The organism is Microbacterium esteraromaticum, assembly GCF_028747645.1.
Taxonomy (GTDB): domain Bacteria; phylum Actinomycetota; class Actinomycetes; order Actinomycetales; family Microbacteriaceae; genus Microbacterium; species Microbacterium esteraromaticum_C.
The window spans coordinates 249,600-273,560 of sequence record NZ_CP118100.1 but is presented as its reverse complement, the minus strand read 5'-3'; the positions used below and the strand labels follow the sequence as shown (position 1 = coordinate 273,560).

Annotated in this window: 23 protein-coding genes; 4 read left to right on the top strand and 19 right to left on the bottom strand. The window is 69.7% G+C overall.

What is annotated here, in order from left to right; genetic code table 11:
• Positions 1-44: 44 nt before the first annotated feature.
• From PTQ19_RS01290 to PTQ19_RS01265, 6 genes are all read right to left on the bottom strand, one after another.
• The gene (locus tag PTQ19_RS01290; RefSeq protein ID WP_274368154.1) at positions 45-1,007 is read right to left on the bottom strand and encodes a siderophore-interacting protein; all 963 of its coding nucleotides are present in this window, start codon (positions 1,005-1,007) and stop codon (positions 45-47) included.
• On the bottom strand, positions 997-1,809 hold the full coding sequence (locus PTQ19_RS01285; protein WP_274368153.1) for an ABC transporter ATP-binding protein: 813 nt from the start codon (positions 1,807-1,809) through the stop codon (positions 997-999). The genes PTQ19_RS01290 and PTQ19_RS01285 overlap by 11 nt, the downstream gene beginning before the upstream one ends.
• Positions 1,806-2,849, bottom strand: a complete 1,044-nt coding sequence (locus PTQ19_RS01280) for a FecCD family ABC transporter permease (RefSeq protein WP_274368152.1) — start codon at positions 2,847-2,849, stop codon at positions 1,806-1,808. The genes PTQ19_RS01285 and PTQ19_RS01280 overlap by 4 nt, the downstream gene beginning before the upstream one ends.
• A complete protein-coding gene (locus tag PTQ19_RS01275) occupies positions 2,846-3,892 on the bottom strand; it encodes a FecCD family ABC transporter permease (RefSeq protein ID WP_274368151.1) in 1,047 nt (348 codons plus the stop codon). Before PTQ19_RS01275 ends, PTQ19_RS01280 begins: the two co-directional genes overlap by 4 nt.
• A 46-nt stretch (positions 3,893-3,938) precedes the next feature.
• Positions 3,939-5,006 carry an ABC transporter substrate-binding protein gene (locus tag PTQ19_RS01270; RefSeq protein ID WP_274368150.1) on the bottom strand — a complete coding sequence of 356 codons (1,068 nt, stop codon included), beginning with the start codon at positions 5,004-5,006 and terminating at the stop codon, positions 3,939-3,941.
• A 120-nt stretch (positions 5,007-5,126) separates the two neighbouring features.
• Positions 5,127-6,149 carry a GGDEF domain-containing protein gene (locus PTQ19_RS01265; protein ID WP_274368149.1) on the bottom strand — a complete coding sequence of 341 codons (1,023 nt, stop codon included), beginning with the start codon at positions 6,147-6,149 and terminating at the stop codon, positions 5,127-5,129.
• A gap of 33 nt (positions 6,150-6,182) precedes the next feature.
• Between PTQ19_RS01265 and PTQ19_RS01260 the strand changes: the two genes are divergently transcribed.
• On the top strand, positions 6,183-6,923 hold the full coding sequence (locus tag PTQ19_RS01260) for an EAL domain-containing protein (protein ID WP_274368148.1): 741 nt from the start codon (positions 6,183-6,185) through the stop codon (positions 6,921-6,923).
• Here the strand turns inward: PTQ19_RS01260 and PTQ19_RS01255 are convergent.
• The 3 genes from PTQ19_RS01255 to PTQ19_RS01245 all read right to left on the bottom strand — a co-directional run bounded on the left by PTQ19_RS01255 (position 6,885) and on the right by PTQ19_RS01245 (position 9,707).
• Positions 6,885-7,091 carry a hypothetical protein gene (locus PTQ19_RS01255; RefSeq protein ID WP_241263490.1) on the bottom strand — a complete coding sequence of 69 codons (207 nt, stop codon included), beginning with the start codon at positions 7,089-7,091 and terminating at the stop codon, positions 6,885-6,887. The two genes, PTQ19_RS01260 and PTQ19_RS01255, sit on opposite strands and share 39 nt — an antisense overlap.
• Entirely contained in the window at positions 7,088-8,548 is a 1,461-nt protein-coding gene (locus tag PTQ19_RS01250) for a glycosyltransferase family 2 protein (protein ID WP_274368147.1), read from the bottom strand. The genes PTQ19_RS01255 and PTQ19_RS01250 overlap by 4 nt, the downstream gene beginning before the upstream one ends.
• Before the next feature lie 79 nt (positions 8,549-8,627).
• Positions 8,628-9,707 carry a DUF998 domain-containing protein gene (locus tag PTQ19_RS01245; protein ID WP_274368146.1) on the bottom strand — a complete coding sequence of 360 codons (1,080 nt, stop codon included), beginning with the start codon at positions 9,705-9,707 and terminating at the stop codon, positions 8,628-8,630.
• 176 nt (positions 9,708-9,883) lie between these two features.
• Between PTQ19_RS01245 and PTQ19_RS01240 the strand changes: the two genes are divergently transcribed.
• Complete coding sequence (locus PTQ19_RS01240) at positions 9,884-10,933, top strand: FUSC family protein (RefSeq protein ID WP_274368145.1); 1,050 nt, start codon at positions 9,884-9,886, stop codon at positions 10,931-10,933.
• A gap of 65 nt (positions 10,934-10,998) precedes the next feature.
• Here PTQ19_RS01240 and PTQ19_RS01235 read toward each other — a convergent pair whose 3' ends face one another.
• The 7 genes from PTQ19_RS01235 to PTQ19_RS01205 all read right to left on the bottom strand — a co-directional run bounded on the left by PTQ19_RS01235 (position 10,999) and on the right by PTQ19_RS01205 (position 19,006).
• Positions 10,999-12,387: a tripartite tricarboxylate transporter permease gene (locus tag PTQ19_RS01235; RefSeq protein ID WP_224818263.1), complete on the bottom strand. Its 1,389-nt coding sequence runs from the start codon at positions 12,385-12,387 to the stop codon at positions 10,999-11,001.
• Positions 12,384-12,812, bottom strand: coding sequence for a hypothetical protein (locus tag PTQ19_RS01230; RefSeq protein WP_274368144.1), 429 nt, complete (start codon positions 12,810-12,812; stop codon positions 12,384-12,386). The genes PTQ19_RS01235 and PTQ19_RS01230 overlap by 4 nt, the downstream gene beginning before the upstream one ends.
• A gap of 14 nt (positions 12,813-12,826) precedes the next feature.
• Positions 12,827-13,771, bottom strand: coding sequence for a hydroxymethylglutaryl-CoA lyase (locus PTQ19_RS01225; RefSeq protein WP_274368143.1), 945 nt, complete (start codon positions 13,769-13,771; stop codon positions 12,827-12,829).
• On the bottom strand, positions 13,768-15,042 hold the full coding sequence (locus PTQ19_RS01220; protein WP_179409332.1) for a hydroxymethylglutaryl-CoA reductase, degradative: 1,275 nt from the start codon (positions 15,040-15,042) through the stop codon (positions 13,768-13,770). Before PTQ19_RS01220 ends, PTQ19_RS01225 begins: the two co-directional genes overlap by 4 nt.
• Before the next feature lie 157 nt (positions 15,043-15,199).
• Positions 15,200-16,987, bottom strand: coding sequence for a helix-turn-helix domain-containing protein (locus PTQ19_RS01215; RefSeq protein ID WP_274368142.1), 1,788 nt, complete (start codon positions 16,985-16,987; stop codon positions 15,200-15,202).
• Positions 16,988-17,018: 31 nt separating this feature from the next.
• Entirely contained in the window at positions 17,019-18,644 is a 1,626-nt protein-coding gene (locus PTQ19_RS01210) for a SulP family inorganic anion transporter (RefSeq protein WP_274368141.1), read from the bottom strand.
• Positions 18,641-19,006 carry an ArsR/SmtB family transcription factor gene (locus tag PTQ19_RS01205; protein ID WP_179409335.1) on the bottom strand — a complete coding sequence of 122 codons (366 nt, stop codon included), beginning with the start codon at positions 19,004-19,006 and terminating at the stop codon, positions 18,641-18,643. Before PTQ19_RS01205 ends, PTQ19_RS01210 begins: the two co-directional genes overlap by 4 nt.
• Before the next feature lie 62 nt (positions 19,007-19,068).
• On the opposite strand from PTQ19_RS01205, the gene PTQ19_RS01200 reads away from it, so the two are divergent.
• Positions 19,069-19,428, top strand: coding sequence for a zinc ribbon domain-containing protein YjdM (locus PTQ19_RS01200; protein WP_274368140.1), 360 nt, complete (start codon positions 19,069-19,071; stop codon positions 19,426-19,428).
• Between the two features lie 145 nt (positions 19,429-19,573).
• Positions 19,574-22,069, top strand: coding sequence for a DEAD/DEAH box helicase (locus PTQ19_RS01195; protein ID WP_274368139.1), 2,496 nt, complete (start codon positions 19,574-19,576; stop codon positions 22,067-22,069).
• Here PTQ19_RS01195 and PTQ19_RS01190 read toward each other — a convergent pair.
• From PTQ19_RS01190 to PTQ19_RS01180, 3 genes are all read right to left on the bottom strand, one after another.
• Positions 22,047-22,235, bottom strand: a complete 189-nt coding sequence (locus PTQ19_RS01190; protein ID WP_179409346.1) for a hypothetical protein — start codon at positions 22,233-22,235, stop codon at positions 22,047-22,049. The genes PTQ19_RS01195 and PTQ19_RS01190 overlap by 23 nt on opposite strands.
• Before the next feature lie 96 nt (positions 22,236-22,331).
• Positions 22,332-22,871, bottom strand: coding sequence for a histidine phosphatase family protein (locus PTQ19_RS01185; protein ID WP_274368138.1), 540 nt, complete (start codon positions 22,869-22,871; stop codon positions 22,332-22,334).
• Positions 22,868-23,950, bottom strand: a complete 1,083-nt coding sequence (locus tag PTQ19_RS01180; RefSeq protein ID WP_274368137.1) for an ABC transporter ATP-binding protein — start codon at positions 23,948-23,950, stop codon at positions 22,868-22,870. The genes PTQ19_RS01185 and PTQ19_RS01180 overlap by 4 nt, the downstream gene beginning before the upstream one ends.
• Positions 23,951-23,961: the final 11 nt, after the last annotated feature.

Sequence of the window (23,961 nt, the reverse complement as noted above, 5' to 3'; positions counted from 1 at the left end):
CCATCCTGTTCTCGGTAACGAGCCTGTTTTCGGAGACGCCGCCCTCAGCCGCGCATGGCGACGCCGCGGCGCCAGTAGCCCATGAATGCGACCTGGGCACGGTCGATGCCGAGCCCCTTCACGAGGTGTCGGCGCAGGGTCGTGACGACGCCGCTCTCGCCGGCGATCCAGAAGTAGCGCTCGGCGGTCGCCGTATCCGCGGCGCTGATCTTCTCACCTGATCCCGAGTACACGGGCGTCTCCCACACCAGGTCCTCGCCCTCGGCGTCCTGCACGACGATCGCGTCGCCCGTGGACTCGCCCAGGTAGTCGAGCACGGTCGGGATCACCCGCAGACCATGTGCGGCATCGCCGCGGGGCAGCCAGTGCACCTCGACGCCCTTCGGCGCGTCGATCGCGAGTTCGTCGGCAGCCTGCGGCACCTCGATGAAGGCGATGCCGCGCAGGTCGCGCGGGGCGTCTTCGAGGATGCGCGCGATCGCCGGCGCCGCCGTCTCGTCACCGACCAGGCAGACCTGCGCCGCATCACCCGGGGCGTACTCGATGCCGCCGCGGTCGGGGCGCCCCCGGCGCGGACCGGCCATGAGCACCGCATCGCCCGGCGCCGCGGTGCTCGCCCACAGAGACGCCGGGCCGGTGAGCCCGGGCTCCAGGTGCAGCACGAAGTCCACGACGATCTCGGTGCCCTCGGGCCCGACACGCAGATCGCGTACCGAGTACGTGCGCATCGAACCGCGCTCGGCCTCAGGCACAGCCAGGTAGGCGCCCCACCAATCGTCGTCGTCGCGATCGACCGGCGGGAGGATGCCCGATGCCGGCGGGAAGACGAGCTTGATCCGCACGTCGAAGACGTCTCCCGGCGTACCGAACTCGTCGAGCTCATCACCGCCGAACGTGATGCGCACAAAGCTTGGCGAGACGCGTTCGACCGTCTTCACCTCGGCGAGGCCGAGCACGAAGGAGGGCCGCGTGCGGGTGGCGGTGGGCGCGTTCGTTTCAGAGGACATGGTGCCTTCCCATCGGTGTGATCATCGGTTTTCCTGAGGCGGGATCCGCGGTGACGACATTGGCCATCCCGAAGACCTCCTCGACGAGTTCGCTGGTGAGGATCTGCTCGGGCGCACCGCAGGCGTGCACCCGCCCCGCTCTCATCGCGACGAGCTCATCGGCGTAGCGCGCCGCGAGATTCAGGTCGTGCAGCACCATCACGATCGTCGTGCCGCGCGAGAGGCACAGATCGGTGAGCAGGTCGAGCAGGTCGACCTGGTGGGCGACGTCGAGAAACGTGGTCGGTTCGTCGAGCAGCAGGATGTCGGTCTCCTGCGCGAGGGCCATCGCGATCCAGACGCGCTGGCGCTGCCCGCCCGAGAGTTCGTCGATGCTGCGGTCGGCGAGGTCGGTGATGCCGGTGGCCTGCAGCGCGTCGGCGACCACTTCGTAGTCGTGGGCGGTCCAGCGCGCGAGCGCCTTCTGGTGCGGGTGCCGCCCACGCCCGACGAGGTCGGCGACGGCGATGCCCTCGGGCGCCAGCGGCGATTGCGGCAACAGGCCGACGATGCGGGCGACCTCTTTGGTGTGCATGCTGCGCAGTGGCGCACCGTCGAGGCGCACCTCGCCGGCATCCGGTCGCAGCAGGCGCGCCAGCGCACGCAACAGCGTCGATTTGCCACAGCCGTTCGCGCCGACGATCGCGGTGATGCGCCCCGGCGCGATGGCGAGATCGAGGTCGGCGATCACGGTGCGGTCGCCGTAGCCGAGGGTGATGCCCTCGGCGCTCAGCGTGTGATGCGGAATCGTGGGCTCGGTCACAGTGATCCTCCCGAGCGGTTGGTGCGGATGAGCAGGTAGATCAGGTAGGGGGCACCGAGGATGCCGGTGATCACGCCGACCGGATAGCGCCCGTCGAGCGCGAACTGACCGATCAGGTCGGCGCCGAGCACGAGCAGCGCGCCCACCAGCGCCGATGGCACCAGCAGGTTCGCGCCGGGCCCGGTGATGCGGGCGGCGATGGGCCCCGACATGAAGGCGACGAAAGCGATCGGGCCGGCGGCGGCGGTCGCGAACGCCAGCAACGCGACGGCTCCGATGATCAGCACGAGCCGGGTGCCCGACACGCGTACCCCGAGGGCTGCGGCCGAGTCGTCGCCGAGGCGCAGCACGCTCAGGCTGCGCTGGCGCAACAGCATCAACGGGATGACGATCGCGCACACCGCCAGCAGCGGGGGCAGCCGCTCCCAGCTGGCCGAGTTGAGACTGCCGGTCAGCCACTGCATCGCCGACTGGATGTCCCAGTCGGCGGCGCGCGAGAGCTGGTATGAGATGACCGCCTGCAGCATCGCGGCGACGCCGATGCCGATCAGGATCAGCCGCACTCCCGAGAATCCGCCCTTGTACGAGAGCAGGTAGATCGCCAGAGCGGTCAGCAGCGCTCCGGTGAGAGCGAACAGCGACACCCCTGCTCCGGACAGCGAGAAGGCGACGATCCCCAGCACGGCCGCGGCGCTGGCGCCGGCGGTGATGCCGATGATGTCCGGGGATGCCAGCGGGTTTCGCAGCATGGTCTGAAAGGTGATGCCCGCGATGCCGAATGCCGCTCCGGCGAGCACCGCCGTGATCGCGCGCGGCAGCCGCAGCTCGCCGACGGTGAACGATGCTCCGGCGACCTGCTCACCGCGGATCACCGCGAGCACCTGCTCGGGCGGGTAGAACGTGTTGCCGACCATCAGCGACACGGCGAAGAGGGCCAGCACGAGGGCGGCGAGCACCATGCTCGACACGGCGTGCCGGCGTCGCCGACGTCGACGCCCCGCGATGACGGCCTGCGCACCCGATGCAGCGACGACGTTCACAGTTCACGCACCTTCTGTCGGCGGACGATCCAGATGAACAGCGGGGCGCCGATGATCGCGGTGACGATCCCGACCTGGATCTCCTCGGTGGGTGAGACGACCCGACCGATCACGTCGCCGGCGACGAGCAGGGCGGCACCGGCCAACGCCGAGAATGGCAGCAACCACCGGTGGTCCGTGCCCACCAGCATCCGACACATGTGCGGCACGACGAGCCCGACGAAGCCGATCGGGCCGGCGATCGCCGTGGCGACGCCGGCGAGGATCACGGCCCCCAGCGCTGACAGCATCCGCGTGCGGGCCACATTCTCACCCAACCCCGCCGCCATGTCGTCGCCGAGCGCGAGGGAGTTCATCCCACGTGCGCTCAGCACGCAGATCAGGGCGCCGAGGGCGAGCACGGGGGCGGCCATCGCCATGCGCGACCACTCCGCGCCTCCCACTCCGCCGACCTGCCAGGCCTGGAAGCTGCCGAGGACGTTGACCCGCGGCAACAGGATCGCGCTGATGAGCGACGCGAAGGCCGCCGAGGTGGCCGCGCCCGCCAGCGCGAGCTTCAGCGGGGTCGCTCCCCCACGGCCGAGCGAACCGACCAGGTACACGAACACCGCCGCGAGCGCGGCACCCACGATCGCGAACCCCATGTAGCTGAGCGGATGCGTGATACCGACGAACGCGATGCCGATGACGATCGCGAGCGACGCGCCATTGGTGACGCCGAGGATGCCCGGATCGGCGATCGGGTTGCGGGTGACGGCTTGCATGGTGGCCCCGGCGAGCGCGAGCGCGGCGCCGACGAGGATGGCGAGCACCGTGCGTGGGATGCGCTTGACGACGGCGGCCTGCGAGACGGTGTCGGTGTGTCCGGCGAGGCCGGCCAGGATGTCGTCGATCGTCACCGAGCGCGATCCGAAGGCCACCGAGAGCGCGCAGAGCAACAGCAGGACGAGCACCCCGACGCCGAGCCAGCCGATGCGCACCAGTGTCGGGCGACGCAGGTCTGCGGCGCCCGACACAGCGGCGGGTGCGGCGGTCACGGTCATGATCTCGCGGTGCCTGTCGGATGCAGTCGGTTCGGGCGTTGCGGGGTCACTCGCCGGCGACGGCGTCGGCCAGCAGTGCGAAGTACTCGTCGATGCCCCAGCCGATCGACAGCGGCGAGGGGTTGGCCGAGGCGGCCAGCGGAGTGCTGTCCTGCAGGATGGCGATGTTGCCGGCGGCGACGGCTGGAATCTTCGACAGCAGCGGGTCTGCCTGCAGCGTGGCGATGGTCGAGTCGTCGCCGTAGCTGACGAACACATCGACGTCATCGAAGCGTTCGGCCTGCTCGGCGCTGACGGTCACGTAGAAGCCGTCGGTGCCCTCGGTGACCTCTTCGACGATGGCCGGGGTGGGCAGGCCGATGCCCTCCAGGAAGCCCGGGCGGGTGTCGTGGCTGGTGTACACACCGATCTGGCTGAGGTCGTTCATGTCGAGGTAGCTGAACAGCACCCGCGAGTCCTTGAGCGCACTGTTGGCATCGAGGGCCGTGGTGATCTGCGCCTGCAGGTCGTCGATGAGCGCGTCGCCCTCGGCGGCGAGGCCGAGCGCCGCAGAGTTCATCTCGATCATCTGGTCGAGCGGAGTGGCCCAGGCGACCTCGGGGTAGGCGACGACGGGAGCGATCTTCGACAGCGTGTCGTATTCCTCCTGGGTCAGGCCCGAGTAGGCGGCCAGGATGACGTCGGGGTTCGTGTCGGCGACCGCCTCGTAGTCGATGCCGTCGGTCTCGTCGAACAGCACGGGCACCTCACCGGCGGCCGCGGCCTGCTCGTCGCCGATCAGTGAGGTGTCGACGCCGAGCGCGGCGAGTTCGTCTTCGACCCAGGGCAGCACTCCATCGCCGTCGTCATCGCCCCACGTGGCCTTGCTCATGCCGACCGGCACGATGCCGAGCGCCAGCGGAACCTCGTGGTTCGACCACGCGACGGTGGCCACGCGCGCCGGCGCGCTGTTGATGGTCGTCTCGCCGTAGACGTGCTCGATGGTGACCGGGAACGCGCCGGAGGAGTCCGTGCCAGCGGTCGATTCCGGCGTGGTGGTGGCGGGCGAGCAGGCGACGAGGCCGGCGGCCACGGCCGCAACGGCTCCGAGGCCCATCAGACGGGAAATGCGCACGGGCGTCCCTTTCGGGTCGGGTTTCGGGAGGTGCCGGCACAGGAGAACCGGCGAAGGCCTACTTTGGTAAGCCTCACCTAACCTAACACCATGGCGTCGAAACCGAAAAGGCGCCCCCGCTCACTCCGATCGCTTGCGGTCGTACATCTGCGCGTCCGCGCGGGCCAGCACGTCGTCGACCGATTCGCTCGGCAACGCCTGCACCACGCCCCACGACCACGGGTGCGACGCGAGCCCCCGCATGCGCCGAAGCACCACTCGGGCATCCTGCTCATCGGTCTCAGGAAGAAGCAACGCGAACTCGTCACCACCGAGCCGGCCCACCGTGTCAGAGGATCGGGACAGCGAGATCCACTGCGCGGTGAGCGTCTTGAGCAGGTCGTCTCCCGCTGCGTGACCCGCGCCGTCGTTGATCTCCTTGAACTTGTCGAGGTCGATCAGCGCGATGCTGACCGGGCGCCGGTAGCGGTGCGCCCGGCGCAGCTCGCCCCGTGCCCGCCCGAGGAACCCACGCCGATTCAGCACGCCCGTCAGCTCATCGGTGTTGCTCTCCAGCCGCACCCGATGCCGCACGAAGAGCCCCGCCTCCAGACACAACCAGGTGAACAGCCCCGCCGAGATGATGTTCACCGGCCCAAGCAGCGCGGGTGCCTGATCGGCATCCGGGCCGGCGAACGGACCCGCCAGCATCGCCGCTCCCAGCAGTCCGAGGATGATCAGCCACCCGGGCCGCGCGAGACGGGCGCCGTAGAACCACGAGAAGTACATCGCCATGATCGGCGCCTCCTGCAGTGCGGCGATCGCGTTCTGCCGCTCATCCGAGAACCCCAGGTAGTAGACCGATACGCTCGTGTGCGCCACGACGAGCCCCAGCCCCACCCATCGCGGCAGCTCCTTGCCACCGACGGCCACCAGAAGGGCGAACAGCAGACCGCCGGCGAAGATCGCCCACGACAGGACGACCTCGAACAGCGAGATGTCGTCCTCGAACAGCTCGGCCAACCCCAGCGCCGAGTACAGCAGCATGAGCGCGGCCGTCACGATCGAGTACGTGGAGGTGCGCCGCAGCATGCCGCGCATCATGTCCGAGCGCAGCCACCGCATCTCGTCGGCTTCTGGCAGTGCGATCCGGTGTGTGTCCATCAGTGTCTCCGCTCCCCGGGGGTAGACTGAATCGTGATCTCGCGCGGTGGACCTGCCTCTGAAGAGGTGCCGGTCGCACACAGCGCCGTGTTCCAGCCGATCGTCGATCTGGCCGAATGGCGCGTCGTCGGTTGTGAGGCACTCGCGCGTTTCGCCGACGGGCGTTCCCCCGTGCAGCATCTCGATGACGCCGCCCGACGCGGCGAGCAGACTGTCCTCGAGATCGCCTTGATCCGCACCGCGGTCGTCGCCGCAGCGGCACTGCCCGACGACCTGTTCGTCACGGTGAATGCCGCGGGTGCAACGTTTCGGCATCCGGCATTGCCCGACGTCCTGGCGGGACTTCGCCGCCCGTGGGGGCTGGAGCTGACCGAGGGTCCCACCGATGTTGATCTGGCCGAGATCCGCGCCCTCGTGACGGACCTCGGTGGCATGCTGCTGGTCGACGACGCCGGCACCGCCGACGCCGATGCCGCGCGCATCCTCGCCGCGCGTCCAGACATCGTCAAGGTCGACCGCGCCCCGTTCTGGGAGATCGTGGCGGATGCCAACGCGCGTGCCCGTCTGGAACCGGCGCTCGCGGCGGCGCGCGAGGTCGGCGCACCACTGGTCGTCGAGGGTATCTCGCAGCCCGAGCACCTCGATGTCGCGCGCGGCCTGGGAGCACGTCTCGGCCAGGGCTTCCATCTCGGGATGCCCACGCCCGCCCCCGAGCTGGGCAGGGAGCTATCCGAACTACGGCGCCGCATCGGGGTGGATGCTCCGGGTCTGTGACCTGCGGTTGGCGCCGGTGCGGCGTCCCCATCGGATCTTCGGCGTCATCTTGATCACGCCGAGCACGACGTAGATCACGGTGTTGATCGCGACGAACGTGGCCAGCACACCGAACCAGTCGGTGTACAGCAGGCTCTCGGGCAGCAGAATCCCGGTCGGCGCGATCACGACGCCACCTCCTCGGGCGCGTGCTGCACGTGTTTCCAGGTCGCTCTGCGGCCGAAGGCGATCTCGACGACGCCCTTGAGGAACGCGAGGTTCAAGAAGCAGTCGTAGACCAGCTCGGGAAAGATCAGCAGAGCCAGCACGCGAGCCCGCCACCCGCCGCGCCACGCGGTGACCATCCGCTCGACGGCGAACAGCAGACCGATGCACAGCCAGAACGGGAACCACACCCAGGTGTCCATTGCCAGCACCATCAGCAACAGCAGGGCGAAGTACGCGAACAGGGCGATCACGCCGTAGCCGATCGCGATCTGCTGCGCCCAGTACCGCATCGTCTGCGGTGTCACGCCGTAGGCGCCCAGGTTCTCGAGCGCGCCGCGCTGCCACCGCAGCCGCTGAGCCCACAGCATCCGCCACGTCGGCATCAGCTCGGTGATCACGGTGCAACCCTTCGGCGAGACGGTGAGCCCGCCGAGCGACTTGATGGCGATGGTCAGCTCGTTGTCCTCGGTGAGCGCGGCGGTGTCGTAGACCTCGCCGGCCTTGCCCGGCAGGTCACGGCCGCGCGCGTCGGCGACCGCGCGCAGAGCGGATGCCCGGAACACCGACGCCGTACCGGTGAGGACGAACACGCGCCCGTCGCGTCGGCTGATCTCGCGCCGGTACCGGGTGTACTCGTTGCGCTGGAACTGGCCGAGCAGCCCATGCCCCTCTTCGCCCTCGAACAGGCCGCCGACGGCCATCAGCGCGCGGTCGTCGGTCAGCCGGCGGGTGGCCTCGGCGATGAAGCCGGTTCCGATCTGACTGTCGGCGTCCATCACCAGCACGCAGTCGTTGTCGCCCATGCTCGGCAGCAGGTCGGTGAGCGCCTGGTTGAGTGCGCCGCCCTTCTTGTGAGCGTTGTCGACGGTCTCGAAGACATCGGCGCCGTGGGCGCGCGCGACCTCGACAGTGCGGTCGGTGCAGTTGTCGGCCACGACGAGCACGCGCAGCGGCGCCAGCGTCTGCTCACGCAACGACGTCAACGTGTGGGGCAGCGACGCCTGCTCATTGTGCGCGGGGATCAGCACCGTCACGGTGACCTCACCGGCGAAGACCCCGCGGGTGCGTGCCATGACGGTCTGCGGTGCCAGTGTGAGCCGTGTCACCTCGACACCCGCGCGGCGATAGCGATTGGCGACCACGCGCTCGCCCACCACGACGAACAGCACCAGGATCAGCGCGATCCCCAGCGCGACCGCGAGCACGCCGAGATCGGGCAGTTGGGTGTTGTACACGACATCCCAGATGCCCGAGAGCGTGACGTGCGCGGGCTGCCACATCGACGGAGGGTCGGTGACGGCGATGCCCCACCACAGCAGTCCCGCGGCGAGCGCCACGATCAGGACCACCGCGAGGCCGACGATCCGCTGGAAGAACCGGTTCACGGGCGCGCTCCACTCCGGTACCCAGAATGGCACCGTATCTCCGCGCGTCCCCACCGCTTCACCACCAACAATGCCACCTTCTGCGGTGGGAAGCCGAACGTTCGGTGAGAGGTTACGCCGGATGGGGCGTGCGCGCCTCGGTGCGCAGCGGCGACACCGTGTGCGAAGGCCGCGATCGGGTGGGGCCGAGAATGGCCAGAACACGGGCGAAGGTCGTCATCCACAGCAGCACCAGACCGATGACGATGCTCTCCAGGGCGGTGACCGACATCAGTGAGAACGCCACCGTCATGACCACCGCGGCGACGACCAGCACGACCAGCACCGTCGTGATCACCCGCAGCATCCGACCGCCCGCGAGCACGCGGGCCGACAGCACCACCGCCACCACGATCAGCACCATCGTGCCGACCGCGAGGATGTCGTGCGCGGTCGGGAACCTGTTGATCGGCAGCAGGCCGACGGCGGCCAGCGCCAGCCCCGACACCACCCAGGCCAGTGCCACGACGGCGATGCGTCGTAGCATCCGATCCCCGTACAGGCGGTGCAGATCGCGACCGATGTACAGGCCGGTCGTGGCGACGAGCATGCCGGCGATCACGAGCGTGCCGTTGAAGGCCCAGCCGCCACCTCCCGAACCGAGCTGCGAGAAGTTGCGCTGCCACCAGGTCGGGTCGGCGGCGGTGATCATCGCGAACAGCGTGCCGATGATCAGGAAGGCGAACAGCAGCGCGGCGATGTCGCCGGTGCGCAGCTCGATCCCCGCGTCGAAGGCCAGGCGCCCGCCCACGGCGGCCGCGACACCGACGATCAGGCCACCGCCGATCGGCGAGAGCTCGAGACCCTGCAGTCCGGTGCCGATGATCTCACCGGCCAGCAGCACGCCCAGTCCGGCAACCCCCGCGATCGCGATCGTCACGGCGATCGCCGCGATGTCCGAGATGACGGCCTGCCAGCGCGGCATCGGGAACGTCTCACCGCGTCGATGCATGAGCGTGCTGACGACGAACGCGCCGGCGGTGATCACACCGGTGATCAGGGCCGTCGGTACGATCACCGACCCCTCGCCGGTGAAAGGACGCGCCGTGCCCCACAGCGCGGCGAGACCGGCGACGGCTCCGAGCACGAAGCAGAACAGCGTCGCCCACAGGGCGCGCGCCTGAGCGTGCAGCAGTCGCTGGGTGTTGTCCACGTCTCTTATCGAACCATGTCTCTTGTCGAGCCCTGTCGCCTATCGAGCCTTGCTCCGCCGACACCCCCACCTCGCGTCGACACCCCCACCTGTTGACGCCCACAGCACGGGGTGTCGACGGCAGCTGGGGGTGTCGATGACTGCGGGGCGCCGGTGACCACGACTACCGTGAAGGTATGCGACTGCCGTCCGCGATCCGCGCCCCGCAGCGGGGTCCTCTGCTGCAGGTGCTGAAGTCGGCCGCCGCGACGATCGCGGCGTGGCTGTTGGCGGGCTGGCTGGTCCCCGGGCAGCTGCCGGTGTTCGCCGCGATCGCCGCCCTTCTGGTGGTTCAGCCCAGCGTCAACCAGTCGCTCGCCAAGGCGCTCGAGCGCAGCGCCGGGGTGGTCGTCGGCGTGGTGATCGCCGTACTGCTGACCATGCTGCTCGGCTCGCAGCGGTGGGTGGTGCTTACCGCGGTGGTCGTGGCGATGCTGGTCGCCTGGGCGCTTCGTGCGTCTCCGGGAACCGGCAATCAGGTCGCCATCTCGGCGCTGCTCGTGCTCGCCCTCGGTGCTTCCGACCCCACCTATGCCGTGGAGCGCATCATCGAGACGCTGATCGGCGCGGCGATCGGCTTCATCGTGAACATCGCCATCGTTCCCCCGGTGCTCTCGGCCCCCGCGCGGCGGGACGTGATCATGCTGGGGCGCGAGGTGGCGGCCTCGCTCGACCGCCTGGCCGATGCCCTGCCGTCGGTGCGCACCGGACCGCAGCTGCACGAGCTGATGCTGCAGGTGCGCCTGCTGCGGCCGATGAAGGTGTCGGCCGACGAGTCGTTGCACGCCGCCGACGAATCGCTGTCGCTGAATCCGCGTCGCTCCCGCCACCGCGATGACCTGGTCGACATCCGCGCACTGCACGATCGGCTGTCAGCGATCGTGACGCAGGTGATCGGCATGACGCGGGCATACTTCGACCACTACGACGATGCCCTCGCCGACGATCCCGCTGTACAGGCCATCGCCGAGCAGCTGCACCGCGCGGGCCACGACGTGCGTCTCGCGGTGCAGAACCTCGCGCATCAGGCCTCGGATGCCCGCGACCCGGCCCTGCCGGAGACATCGGTGATCCCGGCGCTGACCGCCCCCTTGGTGGTGCGGCCGCCGGCATCCGATCACTGGATCCTCGTGGGATCGCTCATGGAAGATCTGCGGCGCATCCACAACGAGCTGGCCGGCGACTGATCCGCCGGAATGCGACAGGGCTCCCCGTGCGACGCACGAGGAGCCCTGTCACCCCGGGGGGTCGATCAGGCGAACAGGGCCGTGACCGCCGGAACTGTGAGCACCGCGACGTAGTAGCCCATGAACTGCACGCCCGTGTGCATGTGGAACATGCGGTTGAGCAGGCCACCGACGAGACCGATGCTGATCGCCACCAGCAGCGCGACCACGCCACCTTCGTAGAGGCAGATCACGGCAATCAGTCCGGCGAAGGCGCCGATGATGGCCTCGTGCGAGACCTTCTTCATGATCCAGGCCGCAGCCTTGTGGGCCTGCGTCATGGCGAACGGATACGTGATGATCAGGGCGATCAGCACCGCCGCGAGGCCGAACACCAGGAACTCCCACGGCCCGAGCATGTCGTGCAGGTTGTTCGTCTCGCCGGTCTCGGCGTTGATGGTGAACACCGGCGGGGCGTTGAACAGCGGGTTCGCGGGCCCGGCGGCCATGGGCGAGAGCGGCAGGCCGATGGCGATCAGCGGGATGAGCGTCTCGGCGATGTAGGTCGACTCGGTCGTGCCGTTCTTGACGGCCATCATCGTGGTCAGACGACGGTAGCCGTTCTTGATGCGGCCGCCGAACAGCTCACCCATCAGCACGGTCATCGCCACCGGCGAGAACACGAACGTCGCGCTGGAGATCACCGCGGCTCCCGCCGTGCCACCCAGCTGGGTGCGGTCGAGCACGCGCATCGGGTTGGGCATGCGTCCCTTCCAGGTGCGCACATCGGCGGCCAGCTCGAACGACCGCGGAGCGTCGCGCTTGAGGCCGGCACGACCGGCCGGGCTCGACGCCAGGAACAGGTCGAGGATGAGCGGTCCGATCGCGATGCCCAGGAAGAAGCTGATCGACAGGCCCTTGCCGAGGGCGCCGACGGCGAAGTTCTGCAGACCCACCACCACGAGCACGAACGGGATGAGAGCGATCAGTGCCGCCCAGCGTCCCTTCGACAGCACGGCGATGAGCAGCGCAGCGGCGAGGAACAGCCACGGTGCGACCGCGCTGATCGCCTCGGAGAACGGCGTGAGCACCCATGCGAAGAACACCGCCATCGGCACCGCGATGACCGCGGCGATCACACCGCCCGAGATCGCCTTGCGCAGGGCGATGTGCGGCACGCCCAGCTCGCGCAGCATCTGCGCGTCGCGCAACAGCGGTGCGGCCATGGTGTCGCCCGGGATCCCCAGCAGGGTCGTCGGGATCGCATGGGTGATGTGCTTGGCGGCGATGGATGCCATGAAGAAGGCGAACACGCCCGCCGGCGGCACGCCGAGCAGGATCACCAGCAGGGTCAGCGGAGCGATCGTGGCGGTCTCATCCGTCCCCGAGACGAGGCCGATCAGGGCGAAGACGATCGTTCCGACCAGGGCCATGCCGAGCGCCCACAGGGTGGGTTCGAGCAGCGTGTCGATCATCGTGCGGCCTCCTGACGGGCCTGGTTCTTGCGATGCTGGGCGAGCAGATCGTCGTACAGCCCGAGTTCCTTGACCTCGGCCAGCGCGGCGGCCGGCAGCTCGTCGGGGTTGCCCAGCGGGCCGAGCTCTGCCTCGATGGCGTCCATCGCGTCTTCGCGACCGCCGGCAGCGGCGGCACCGATGGTGACCACTCGCTTGGGCTTGAAGAGGTTGGCCGCGATCACGGCGGCGACGATGCAGGCCGCCAGGCCCGTCACCAGCGCGTAGGAGCGTCCGACGGCGTCACCGTCGGTGAGCTGGGCGAAGCCCCACTCGGCGAAGAGGTAGACGGGTACGGCGATGCCGACGCCCAGGCCGATGGCGCCGAGCAGGTGCCGGCTGTCGACCGTGTCGCCCCACACCTCCAGCAGTCGTTGCTGTTGCACGGGTAGTTCCTTTCTCAGCGGCTCAGCGCCGTCGCGACGCGTGACGTGGGCGCCTTGCCCAGCGCCCGGGTGAGCCAGATGCTCGTTTCGGTGAGGGCATCGAGGTCGATGCCGGTGCGGATGCCGAGCCCTTCCAGCATCCACACGAGGTCGTCGGTGGCGAGGTTGCCGGTCGCCGACCGCGCGAAGGGGCATCCGCCGACGCCGCCGGCGGCGGCGTCGAAGACGCGCACGCCCTCTTCGAGGCCGGCGTGCACGTTGGCGACGGCCATGCCGTAGGTGTCGTGCATGTGCAGGGCGATCTCGCCCACGGGGATGCCCGAGTCGACGAGAGCGCGCACGATCCCGCGCACCCGCCCCGGCGTCGCGACGCCGATCGTGTCGCCGAGCGAGAGCTGTTCGACACCCCACGAACGCATGACGGATGCCAGACGCACGACCTCGTCGGTCGCGACCGCCCCTTCCCACGGGTCGCCGAACACCATCGACAGATAGCCGCGCACTCGCACGCCATCGGCGATGGCTCGCGCGACGACCTCGCCGGCCGCCGCCTCCATGGTCGCCCGGGCGGCGCCGAGGTTCTGCTGCGAGAACGATTCGGTGACGCTGAGGAACACGGCGATGTCGTCGGCGCCCGCGGCGCGGGCCAGTTCGTATCCGCGCAGGTTCGGAACGAGCACGGGCGTGCGCACGTCGAGCGCCGCGGTGCGGGTGAGCACCTCGGCCGAGTCGGCCATCTGCGGCACGCGGTCGGCGCGCACGAAGCTGCCCGCCTCGATGATCCGCGCCCCGGCCTGCGCGAGCCGCTCGATGAGCTCGACCTTGGTGTCGGCGTCGAGGGTGACGCTCTCGGCCTGGAGTCCGTCGCGCGGGGCGACCTCCCAGATCTCGACCGTGTCGACGTCGATGCCCGGGTCGGCCTGCGTCATGGGCAGGCCGAGCTGGCGCACCGCGCTCATCGTGCGCGCAGTTCGGCGAGCACCGTCTCGGCGACGTCGACGCGCACGGCCCGGCGCGCGACGAGTTCGGCGGCGACGTCGTCGACCTCGGTGCCGGTGGCCCCGGCGGCGACGGCGATGTTGCGGGCGTGCAGCCCCATGTGTCCGCGCTGGATGCCCTCGGCGGCGAGCGCACGCACGGCGGCGACGTTCTGTGCAAGCCCGATCGCGCAGATGATCTCGCCGAGCTCACGTGCGGTGGTCACCTCGGTCATGGCGACGCCCGCACGGGCCGTGGGGTGCGACTTGGTGGCTCCGCCGACGAGCCCGACGGCCATGGGCAGTTCGAGGGTCGCGACGAGGTTGCCGGCACTGTCCTTCTCGAACCGCGACAGGGCCCGGTACTGTCCGTCGCGGGCGGCGTAGGCGTGGGCGCCCGCCTCGACCGCGCGGGTGTCGTTGCCGGTGGCGAGTACGACGGCCGAGATGCCGTTCATGATGCCCTTGTTGTGGGTCGCGGCACGGTACGGGTCGTCATAGGCGAGTGCGGCACCGGCGATCATGTCGTCGATCACCTGCGGGCCGCCGATCTGGTCGGGGGCGATGGCGATGCGGGCGCGGGTGATGCGCATGTCGGCGAGGTTGGTGAGGATGCGCAGCAGCGACCGACCCTGGGCGATCTCGGCCAGCAGCGGGGCGATGGCCTCGGCCATGGTGTTGACGGCGTTCGCGCCCATCGCGTCGCCGACGTTCACCACGAGATGCACGATGAGGTGGTCGTCGAGCAGGCCGTGCACGGTGCGCACGATGAGGTCGCGGGCGCCGCCGCCGACCTCGACCAGCTTGGGGTCCTGGGCGTTGGCGAGGGCGAGCACATCGTCCTTGCGTTCGAGGATCCGTGCGCGGGCGCCCTGCGGATCTGCGACGTCGAGCAGCTGCACCTGGGCCTGCATGACCGGCTCGGACGACGTGGCGGTGACGCCGCCGAGGGTGCGCGACATGCGGGCGATGTTCGAGGCCGCCGCGACGACGCTGGGCTCTTCGGTGGCCATCGGCACGAGCACCTCGCGGCCGTTGAGCACGAGGTTCGTGCACACGCCGACGGGGATGCCGATCTGTCCGATGACGTTCTCGACCATGCGATCGGCCTGCGCCATGGTCAGCGCCTCGTCCGAGGTGGGGTCCAGTGCGGTGAGCAGTTCGGGCTGCCCGCCAATCGCGTCTGTCACTGCGGTGCGCCGGTCGGCGATGCTGAGGTTCCGCAGTCCGCTGAGCCGTGATGTCGTGGCCACGTCGTCGTCCTTCCTTGTGAGCGGCCGGACGGCTCCCGGTGGGCGCCGTTGCCGGACCGGCGGAGCACCGTTCGGGTCGGGCCCTCCGCCAGATCGACAGCCAACCAGTGCAGTGCGCGCCGGAACAGGTGCGATTCGCACACTGTTGGACGCTTGACTATGTCTGTTCGAGTGATCTGCGCGCCTGCTCGACCCGCACGGCCATCTCCAGCCGGAAGCGGGCCTCGGGCGCGTCGAGCACGGGGCCCAGCATCTGCCGCAACCGGGCGATGCGCTGGGCGAGGGTGTTGACGTGCACGTGCAGCTCGCGGGCGGTCGCCGCGAGCTGCCAGCGCTGATCGAACAGCGCGACGAGCGTGGCGAACAGCATGGTGCCCTTGGCGGCATCCCAGTCGACGACCGGATGCAACATGCTGTCGACGAAGCGGGCGAGCCGCGCCCCGTCGCCGTGGAACAACGGCGCGTAGGGGGCCAGCACGGCAGCTTCCATCCGTCCTCGGCGAATGCCGAGACCGTGCGCGAGGCGCGCGGTGAGCCCGATGTCGCGTACCGCGTCAGCGGCCTCGTCGAGGTTGCGGGCGCGACCGAACACCAGCAGCGCGGCATCGACGCCGCTGGTCGCCTCGGCATCGGTCACCGCCGGCTCGGGGTCGCCGGGGGCGAGCACGGCGATCCCGTCGCCGTGAGGCGCGACCAGCCAGTCCGTGCGCAGACGCAGGCGACTGAGCAGGGATGCGCGCTGTTCGGCGGCGCACGTCACCACCAGGGCGGTCCAGGGGGCGGCGATCGGATGCCCGCGCCCGGCCGCCCGCGCCAGCGCCGCCTCTCGGCGCGCCGGGTCGGCCAGCAGTTCTGCGGCCAGTTCGCCCCGCACGCGCTCCTCGGCGTCGGCGAGCGCGTCGCGGCGCAGCAGCACGAGCGCCGCGGTGAGCGCCGACCGCTCGACGGTGCGCCGTTCGACGGCCGTCAATGGTTCACCAGCGCGCTCGACCAGCAGCGCTCCGCTGACCTCGGTCGCGCCGAGGATCGGCGCGACGAGTTCGATCGGCCCGTCGTCGAGCACGGTGCTGCGTCCGCCATCACCGGAGGCCCGGATCACCTGTCCGAGGGGGTCGCCGCCCTCGCCCGCGCGCCGCAGGGTGACGCGGCGCCCGAGCGCGTCAGAGAGCGCCGCGGCGATGCCCTCGGCATCATGGCCGGTCACCGCCAACCGGGTCAGTTCCTCGTGCAGTCCCGCCGCCCACTCGGCCTGACGCTGGCGCACGGCGGCCTGCTCAGTGGCATCGGTGGCCCGCCCGAGCAGCCGGGCGAGATGCAGCACCAGCGCGGCGTGCCCGGCGAAGGCCGACAGGAGCGAGATCTCATCGGGTCGGTGCGCACGTGCGTCGCGCCCGGCGGTGAACAGCACACCCAGCACCTCACCCTTGACCACCAGTGGGGCGCCGAGCATCGATCGCAGCCGCTCCTCGTGCACGATGGCGTCGATCGTCGGATCGTGCGGAACAGAGGTCAGCGTCGTGTAGTCCTCCACCCACTGCGGGTGGCGGGTGTGCACGGCGCGGCTCGCGAGCCCCACCCCGGCCGGCACGACCATGCCCAGAAAGCGCGACGAGATCGTGCCGCTCGCGGCGCGCACCCGCAGCTCGTCGCGCGTGGGGTCGTAGACCGACAGGTAGGTGACATCGCCCGCGATCAGCTCGTGCGCGTGATCGACGATGCGCTGCAGCATCAGATCGGCGTCGGGTTCGGCGAGCAGTTCACGGGTCGACGACATCATCACCCGCAGTTCGGCGCTGCGCTGGCGCAGCCCCTCGACGCGATACGCGAGCTCGACCAGGGCATCCGCGGTGGCGGAGTCGGTTCCGACAGCGGTGCGGATGCGATCGGGCTCGGGCGTCGCGCCGTCGCCGATCGCCCGCAGGATCGCCGCGAGATCGGAGCTCATCCCTCCATTCTCGCCGTTGCTGCACGGCGGGTCATGACCGGGAGACATGACTGCGTGCGTGCGCGATCGCCGCATCGAGGTCGTCGAAGAGGTGGTTCTCGTGCCGCAATGACGACAGCACACCGACCCGCTCGGCGAGGGGCAGATGCTCTGCGGGGATGCCCTTGATGAGCACCGTGATGCCGCGGCGCTCGAGCGTTCCGATCAACTCGGTGATCACCTGCGCCCCTGTGGCGTCGAGCATGCGCATCTGCGCCATGCGGATCACGACGACCTCGATGTCGTCGAGTTCGGCGACGCGTTCGAGCATCCGTTCGGCGGCTCCGAAGAACAGGGCCCCTTCGAGGCGGAACAGGGCGATGCGCTCATCGCCCGGCTGCGAGGGTGCTGGCAGCTCTTCGCGGTGCACGCCGCTGGCCTTTGCCAGCTGACGCAGGGCGAAGAATCCCGCGGCCAGCAGGCCGATGAGCACGGCATAGATCAGGTCGACACTCACGGTGACCACGGCGGTCACGACGAACACGGCGGCATCGGCACGCGTGGATCGCATGACGGTGCGCACCGTGGCGGGGGTGATCATGCGTACCGCTGTCACCATGAGCACGCCTGCGAGGGCGGCCAGGGGGATGTGGGCGACGACCGCGGCGCCGACGGAGGCGATCGCCAGCAGCAGCAGGGCGTGCACGATGGCGGCCATGCGGGTGCGCGCCCCGGATCGCACGTTGACGGCGGTGCGGGCGATCGCGCCGGTGGCGGGCATGCCGCCGAACAGGCCGGCGGCGATCGAGGCGAGCCCCTGTCCGACCAGCTCGCGGTCCGCGTCGTACGGGCCGGTGTCGGCGAGGGTCGCAGCGACCCGCACAGACAGCAACGACTCGATGGCGGCGAGCGCGGCGACCGCCACCGCCGGGCCGATCAGCGCCAGGGTCGTCGCTGCGTCGATCGTCGGAAGGGTCGGTGACGGCAGCCCGGCGGGCAGTTCGCCGATCGTGTCGACGGGGAGCCCCGCGACGGCGGCGATGAGAGAGGCTGCGACGATCGCCAGCAGCGACCCCGGGAAGCGCGGGTGCACGCGCATCGAGATCACCATGATGATGACCACGACCGCCACGAGCAGCAGCGACCAAGCCACCTTCGGCCAGGACAGCGAGCTCAGCGACTGCGCCGCGGAGATGAGAGCGTTGGTGCTCTCGCCGGGCGGGGCGCCCGTGGCGGTGGGCACCTGCTGCAGAAAGATGATGACGGCGATGCCGAGGGTGAACCCCTCGATCACGGGCCATGGGATGTAGCCGACGGTACGCCCCAGGCGCAGGGCCCCCGCGGCCAGGACGAGCAGACCGGCCATCAGGCAGATGGCGGCCAGCGCGCCGGCGCCGTGCACGGCGAGGATCGGCGCCAGCACCACGACCATGGCGCCGGTCGGCCCCGAGACCTGCACGTGCGACCCGCCGAACACGGCGGCGACGACCCCGGCGATGATGGCCGTGACCAATCCGCTCTCGGCGCCGGCGCCCGAGCTGACGCCGAAGGCGAGGGCGAGGGGCAGCGCCACGATGCCGACGGTGACGCCTGCGAGCAGGTCACCGCGCCAGGTGCGGGGCAGGTCGCGGTAGTCACCGACCGACGGCAGCAGAGTGCGGAGTGACCAGGCGTTCATGGGCGAGGTGTTGTGATGTGCGGGAGGTGCTCGCTCTCGACGAGCTGCTGCTGCGTGGTGTGCAGAATCTCACCGAGCAGTTCGCGGGCCACGTGCAGCAGGTCTGCCACCTGCGGGTAGGCCAGGCGGTAGAACACCAGGCTGCCCCGGCGCTCGGAGACGACCAGGCGGTTGCGGCGCAGCACCGCGAGATGCTGCGAGACGTGCGAGGGTTCGAGCTCGACGACGCGCAGCAGGTCGCTGACGGTGGCCTCGGGTGTGCCCGAGAGCACCTCGAGGATGCGGATGCGGATCGGGTGGGCCAGCCCCTTGAACAGTCCTGCCTTGACCTCGTACAGCGGGCGGTTCGGGTCGCTGAGCATGAAGGCCTCTCTTGCACGGGCAGTGATCTGACGGATTCATCATATCGCGATACCATCGAGACATGGCTGATTCCCTTCCCCCGTGCCCCGACTGCTCCAGCGAGCACACCTATGAGATGGGCGCCCTGCTGGTGTGCCCGATGTGCGGACACGAATGGGCACCAGAGGAGAGCGCTGCGACACCGGACGACGACCCCGCCCAGCGGGTCGTCAAGGACGCCGTGGGCAACGTGCTGTCCGACGGTGACACCGTCGTGGTGACCACCTCGATCAAGGTCAAGGGGTCGCCGCAGGGCATCAAGGCGGGCACGAAGGTGCGCGGCATCCGCCTGATCGATCCCGTCAACGGCCACGACATCGACTGCCGCGTCGAGGGCTTCGGGGCGATGCTGCTGAAGTCGAGCCTGGTCAAGAAGGCCTGATCGGCTCGCCCCGCTGCACGCAACTCCGGAGATACCACGGCTGATCCCGCACCAGCGGGCCCCTGCGCACCGGAACGGGGCATTTCTCCGGAGTTACGAACGGCGAACGGCGGCGACCCGCACGGGATGAAAGGATCGAGACATCATGGTTCTCGATCCCACTCCCCTGCGCGACGCCGATGCGGACGCCATCTACCTGGCCTTCGTCGAGTGGGCGGAGTCGACCGGCATCAGCCTGTACCCGGCGCAGGACGAGGCGGTCATCGAGATCGTCTCGGGCCAGAACCTGATCCTGTCGACCCCCACCGGCACCGGCAAGTCTCTGGTGGCGATCGCCGCGCACTTCGCCGCGCTCGCCGATGACCGCACCACGTTCTACACGGCACCGATCAAGGCGCTGGTGAGTGAGAAGTTCTTCGCCCTGGTCGATGTGTTCGGCGCCGAGAACGTCGGCATGATCACGGGCGATTCATCGGTCAACGCCGATGCGCCGATCATCTGCTGCACGGCCGAGATCCTCGCCAACCTCGCGCTGCGCGAGGGCGCGGATGCCGACATCGGGCAGGTCGTGATGGACGAGTTCCACTTCTACGGCGACCCCGACCGCGGGTGGGCCTGGCAGGTGCCGCTGCTCGAGCTGCCGCAGGCGCAGTTCGTGCTCATGTCGGCGACGCTGGGCGACGTCAGCGAGCTGGCATCCGACCTCACGCGCCGCACCGGACGCGAGACGGCGGTCGTGACGGGCGTCGAACGGCCCGTGCCGCTGCACTTCTACTACGAGACGACCCCGATCCACGAGACGATCGACGACCTGCTGCAGACCGGCCAGGCGCCGATCTACATCGTGCACTTCTCTCAGGCCGCGGCGATGGAGCGCGCCCAGGCGCTGGCCAGCGCGAAGGTCGCCACGCGCGAGCAGCGCGACGCCATCGCCGAGCTCATCGGCGGATTCCGTTTCACCACCGCATTCGGCAAGACGCTGTCACGGCTGCTGCGACTGGGCATCGGGGTGCATCACGCGGGCATGCTGCCCAAGTACCGGCGACTGGTCGAGCAGTTGGCGCAGCGCGGCATGCTGCGGGTCATCTGCGGCACCGACACGCTCGGGGTGGGTATCAATGTGCCCATCCGCACGGTGCTGCTGACCGCGCTGACGAAGTTCGACGGCAAGCGGATGCGGCAGCTCAACGCCCGCGAGTTCCATCAGATTGCGGGGCGTGCGGGACGTGCGGGCTACGACACCGCGGGTACGGTGGTCGCGCAGGCGCCCGAGCACGAATCCGAGAACCTCGCTGCGCTCAAGAAGGCGGGCGATGACCCGAAGAAGAAGCGCAAGATCATCCGCAAGAAGGCTCCCGACGGTTTCGTGTCGTGGGGCGAGCCGTCGTTCCAGAAGCTCGTGGGGTCGCAGCCCGAAACACTGACCTCGCACATGCAGATCACGAGCGCGATGATCCTGAACGTCATCGCGCGCGGCGGCGACGTGTTCGGCAATATGCGTACGCTGGTATATGAGAACCACGAGTCGCGTTCGACACAGCGGATGCTAGCGGTGCGCGCCCTGGGGATCTACCGCACCCTGGTGCAATCGGGCATCGTCGAGAACGTCGACGGTCAGATCCGTCTGACGGTCGACCTGCAGCCGAACTTCGCGCTGAACCAGCCGCTTTCGCCGTTCGCGCTGGCGGCGTTCGAGCTGCTGGAACCCGAATCGGCGACATTCGCGCTCGACATGATCTCGATCGTCGAGGCAACCCTGGATGACCCGCGCGCCGTGCTGGGCCAGCAGGAGTTCCTCGCCCGCGGCGAGGCGGTTGCCGCGATGAAGGCCGAGGGTATCGAGTACGACGAGCGCATGGAGCTGCTCGAGCAGATCACGTACCCGAAGCCGCAGGAGGAACTGCTGAGCGCGGCCTTCGACACCTTCAGCGCATCGCAGCCCTGGATCCGCGACTTCGAGCTGCACCCGAAGTCGGTGGTGCGCGACATGTATGAGCGGGCCATGTCGTTCGGGGAATATGTCGCCTATTACAAGATCGCGCGGTCAGAGGGCGTCGTGCTGCGGTACCTGTCGGATGCCTATCGCGCGGCCTCGCAGACGATTCCCGAGCACCTGAAGAACGACGAGCTGCACGACCTGATCGAGTGGCTGGGCGAGCTGATCCGCCAGGTCGATTCGAGCCTGCTCGACGAGTGGCAGGAGTTGATCGACGGTACCGATAATGGCGCCTTCGACCGGCCCGGTGACGAGCCGGTGGTGCCGCCGGCCCCCAAGCGACTGACGGCCAACACGCGGGCGTTCCGTGTGCTGGTGCGCAACGAGATGTTCCGTCGTGTGCTGCTCGCGGCGCGCGAGGACGTCGAGCAGCTGGCCTCGCTCGATGCCGACTTCGGTGCCGACGGGTGGAACGACGCACTCGATGCCTACTTCGCCGAGCACGACGAGATCCTCACCGACGCCGACGCCCGCAGCCCGCAGCTGCTCCTGATCGAACAGGGCGCGAGCACCTGGACGGTGCGCCAGATCCTCCACGACCCGGCCGGCGATCATGACTGGGGCATCACGGCGACCGTCGACCTGGTGGCATCCGACGAGGCCGGCGAGGCCGTCATCGCGGTCAGCGGTGTCGATCGCCTCTGACCGTGCTCACCCCGCCGAAGCGGTGCATTCGCTCGAGCGCATGTCGCTCGCGTTTGACGCGGACGTAGCTCATGAGGCCGGCGATCCCCAGGATCAGCATGGCCATGAAGCCGGTGAACAGCCACTCCGGCGGTCCGAAGACCAGCGCAGATGTCGCAAAAAGCATACGATCGCCCTCCTTTGGGTACCGATGCGTGATTCCTGCCAGAGTGCCACAGCGTGGGCGTTCCGGAAAGGGTCACTCGGCCCCTGAGGGCGATCGCTACTCGGTGAGGAACCGGGCCGTGAACCGGCCCGCCTCTTCGACTTCGAGCATCACGATCTGTCCGTTCAGAATGCGCGGGCACGGACTGCCGGTGAGCGTCTCGACGCCGACGCGCAGCAGCGTGCCGTGGGCGACGACGATGCTGTTGCCCCGTCGCGCGGCGATCTCGGTGAGCGCCGAACCCGCGCGCGCGGCGACGGCGGCGAGCGGCTCCGCGTCGGGATAGCCGCCGTCCGGCCACCGTTCGTGCACCTCGCTCACAGCGAGGCCCTCGGCGGCGCCGTAGTCGCGTTCGATCAGCCGGTCGTCGATTTCGCGCGCCACGCCCGTCACGTGCTCGCCGATGCGGTCGGCCGTGTCGACGGCTCGGCCGAGGGGCGAGGCGATCAGGTGCATCCACTCGGCGCGGGCCAGCAGGGCCCCAGCGGCGTCCGCCTGCGCCTGCCCGTGGTCATCGAGCGGCACCTCGGTGCGGCCCTGCATGCGGCGGGCGAGGTTCCACGCGGTGCGGCCGTGACGCACGAGGGCGACGGTCATGCGCTCACCAGCGTCGGCGCGGCAGACGCGGCCGCGTCGAGCGACTCGGCCGGGTAGACCACGACACGGTCGACGTCGACGCGCACCGTCTGTCCCACCGCTAGGCGGATGCCACGGGTGCGCGCGCGCAGCGTCACTCCGGCCCAGTCGATGACGGCGTCGCCGCCGTCGGGCGTGTACAGCGACGAGCGCACGACCGCGTCACCGGCATCCGAGGGGGTCACCGTGACCGCGGCGGGCAGGATCGCCGCGGTCGCGCGTCCCGCCGCCGGCATGGAGGCGTCGCGCGGCACGGACAGCGGATGCCCGTCGGCCTGGAAGCCGGCGTCGCTGAGCACTCCGTCGACGAGCGTGGCGTCGGAGAGGAAGCGCGCGACGAAGCCGCTGGCGGGCCGGGTGACCAGCTCGTCGGGTGCGCCGACCTGCTGGATGCGCCCACCGTCGAGCACGGCCACCCGGTCGGCGAGCGCCAACGCCTCGGCACGGTCGTGCGTGACGTGCACGACCGTGAGTCCGAGTTCGCGCGTGAGGGTCTGCAGTTCGAGGCGCAGCCGGTCGCGCAGGGGCTCGTCGAGGGCCGAGAGCGCTTCGTCGAGCAGCAGCACGCGCGGGCGTGCGACCAGGGCGCGCGCCAGTGCGACGCGCTGGCGCTGCCCGCCCGAGAGCGTTGCGGGGTCGCGCTTCTCGTAGCCGGCGAGTCCGACCAGGTCGAGTGCTTCGGCGACACGCGTCTTGCGCTGATCGCGCGGCACGCCAGCGCGACGCAGCGGGTACTCGACGTTGCGGCCGACGTTCCAGTGCGGCCAGACGGCGTGCTGCTGGAACACCATGCCCAGTTCGCGCTGCTCGGGCGGCACGAACTGCGCGTCGCCGGCGACGGTGCGGTCGCCGATGCGCACGGCTCCGCTGGTGGGTGTGAGGAACCCGGCGATGGTGCGCAGCAGGGTGGTCTTGCCCGAGCCGGACGGCCCGACCAGGGCGACGAACTCGCCGTCGGCGATGGTGAGGTCGACGCCGACCAGGCCGCTGGCCCCGGATGGGTAACGGACGGATACGGAGTCGAGGGTGACGGATGCCATGGTGGCCTCTC

Coding starts and splice junctions, on each gene's coding strand:
- PTQ19_RS01290 (WP_274368154.1), bottom strand. CDS start 1,007: ATGTCCTCTGAAACGAACGCGCCCACCGCCACCCGCACGCGGCCCTCC.
- PTQ19_RS01275 (WP_274368151.1), bottom strand. CDS start 3,892: ATGACCGTGACCGCCGCACCCGCCGCTGTGTCGGGCGCCGCAGACCTG.
- PTQ19_RS01265 (WP_274368149.1), bottom strand. CDS start 6,149: ATGGACACACACCGGATCGCACTGCCAGAAGCCGACGAGATGCGGTGG.
- PTQ19_RS01240 (WP_274368145.1), top strand. CDS start 9,884: ATGCGACTGCCGTCCGCGATCCGCGCCCCGCAGCGGGGTCCTCTGCTG.
- PTQ19_RS01235 (WP_224818263.1), bottom strand. CDS start 12,387: ATGATCGACACGCTGCTCGAACCCACCCTGTGGGCGCTCGGCATGGCC.
- PTQ19_RS01225 (WP_274368143.1), bottom strand. CDS start 13,771: ATGAGCGCGGTGCGCCAGCTCGGCCTGCCCATGACGCAGGCCGACCCG.
- PTQ19_RS01215 (WP_274368142.1), bottom strand. CDS start 16,987: ATGAGCTCCGATCTCGCGGCGATCCTGCGGGCGATCGGCGACGGCGCG.
- PTQ19_RS01210 (WP_274368141.1), bottom strand. CDS start 18,644: ATGAACGCCTGGTCACTCCGCACTCTGCTGCCGTCGGTCGGTGACTAC.
- PTQ19_RS01205 (WP_179409335.1), bottom strand. CDS start 19,006: ATGCTCAGCGACCCGAACCGCCCGCTGTACGAGGTCAAGGCAGGACTG.
- PTQ19_RS01200 (WP_274368140.1), top strand. CDS start 19,069: ATGGCTGATTCCCTTCCCCCGTGCCCCGACTGCTCCAGCGAGCACACC.
- PTQ19_RS01195 (WP_274368139.1), top strand. CDS start 19,574: ATGGTTCTCGATCCCACTCCCCTGCGCGACGCCGATGCGGACGCCATC.
- PTQ19_RS01190 (WP_179409346.1), bottom strand. CDS start 22,235: ATGCTTTTTGCGACATCTGCGCTGGTCTTCGGACCGCCGGAGTGGCTG.
- PTQ19_RS01185 (WP_274368138.1), bottom strand. CDS start 22,871: ATGACCGTCGCCCTCGTGCGTCACGGCCGCACCGCGTGGAACCTCGCC.
- PTQ19_RS01180 (WP_274368137.1), bottom strand. CDS start 23,950: ATGGCATCCGTCACCCTCGACTCCGTATCCGTCCGTTACCCATCCGGG.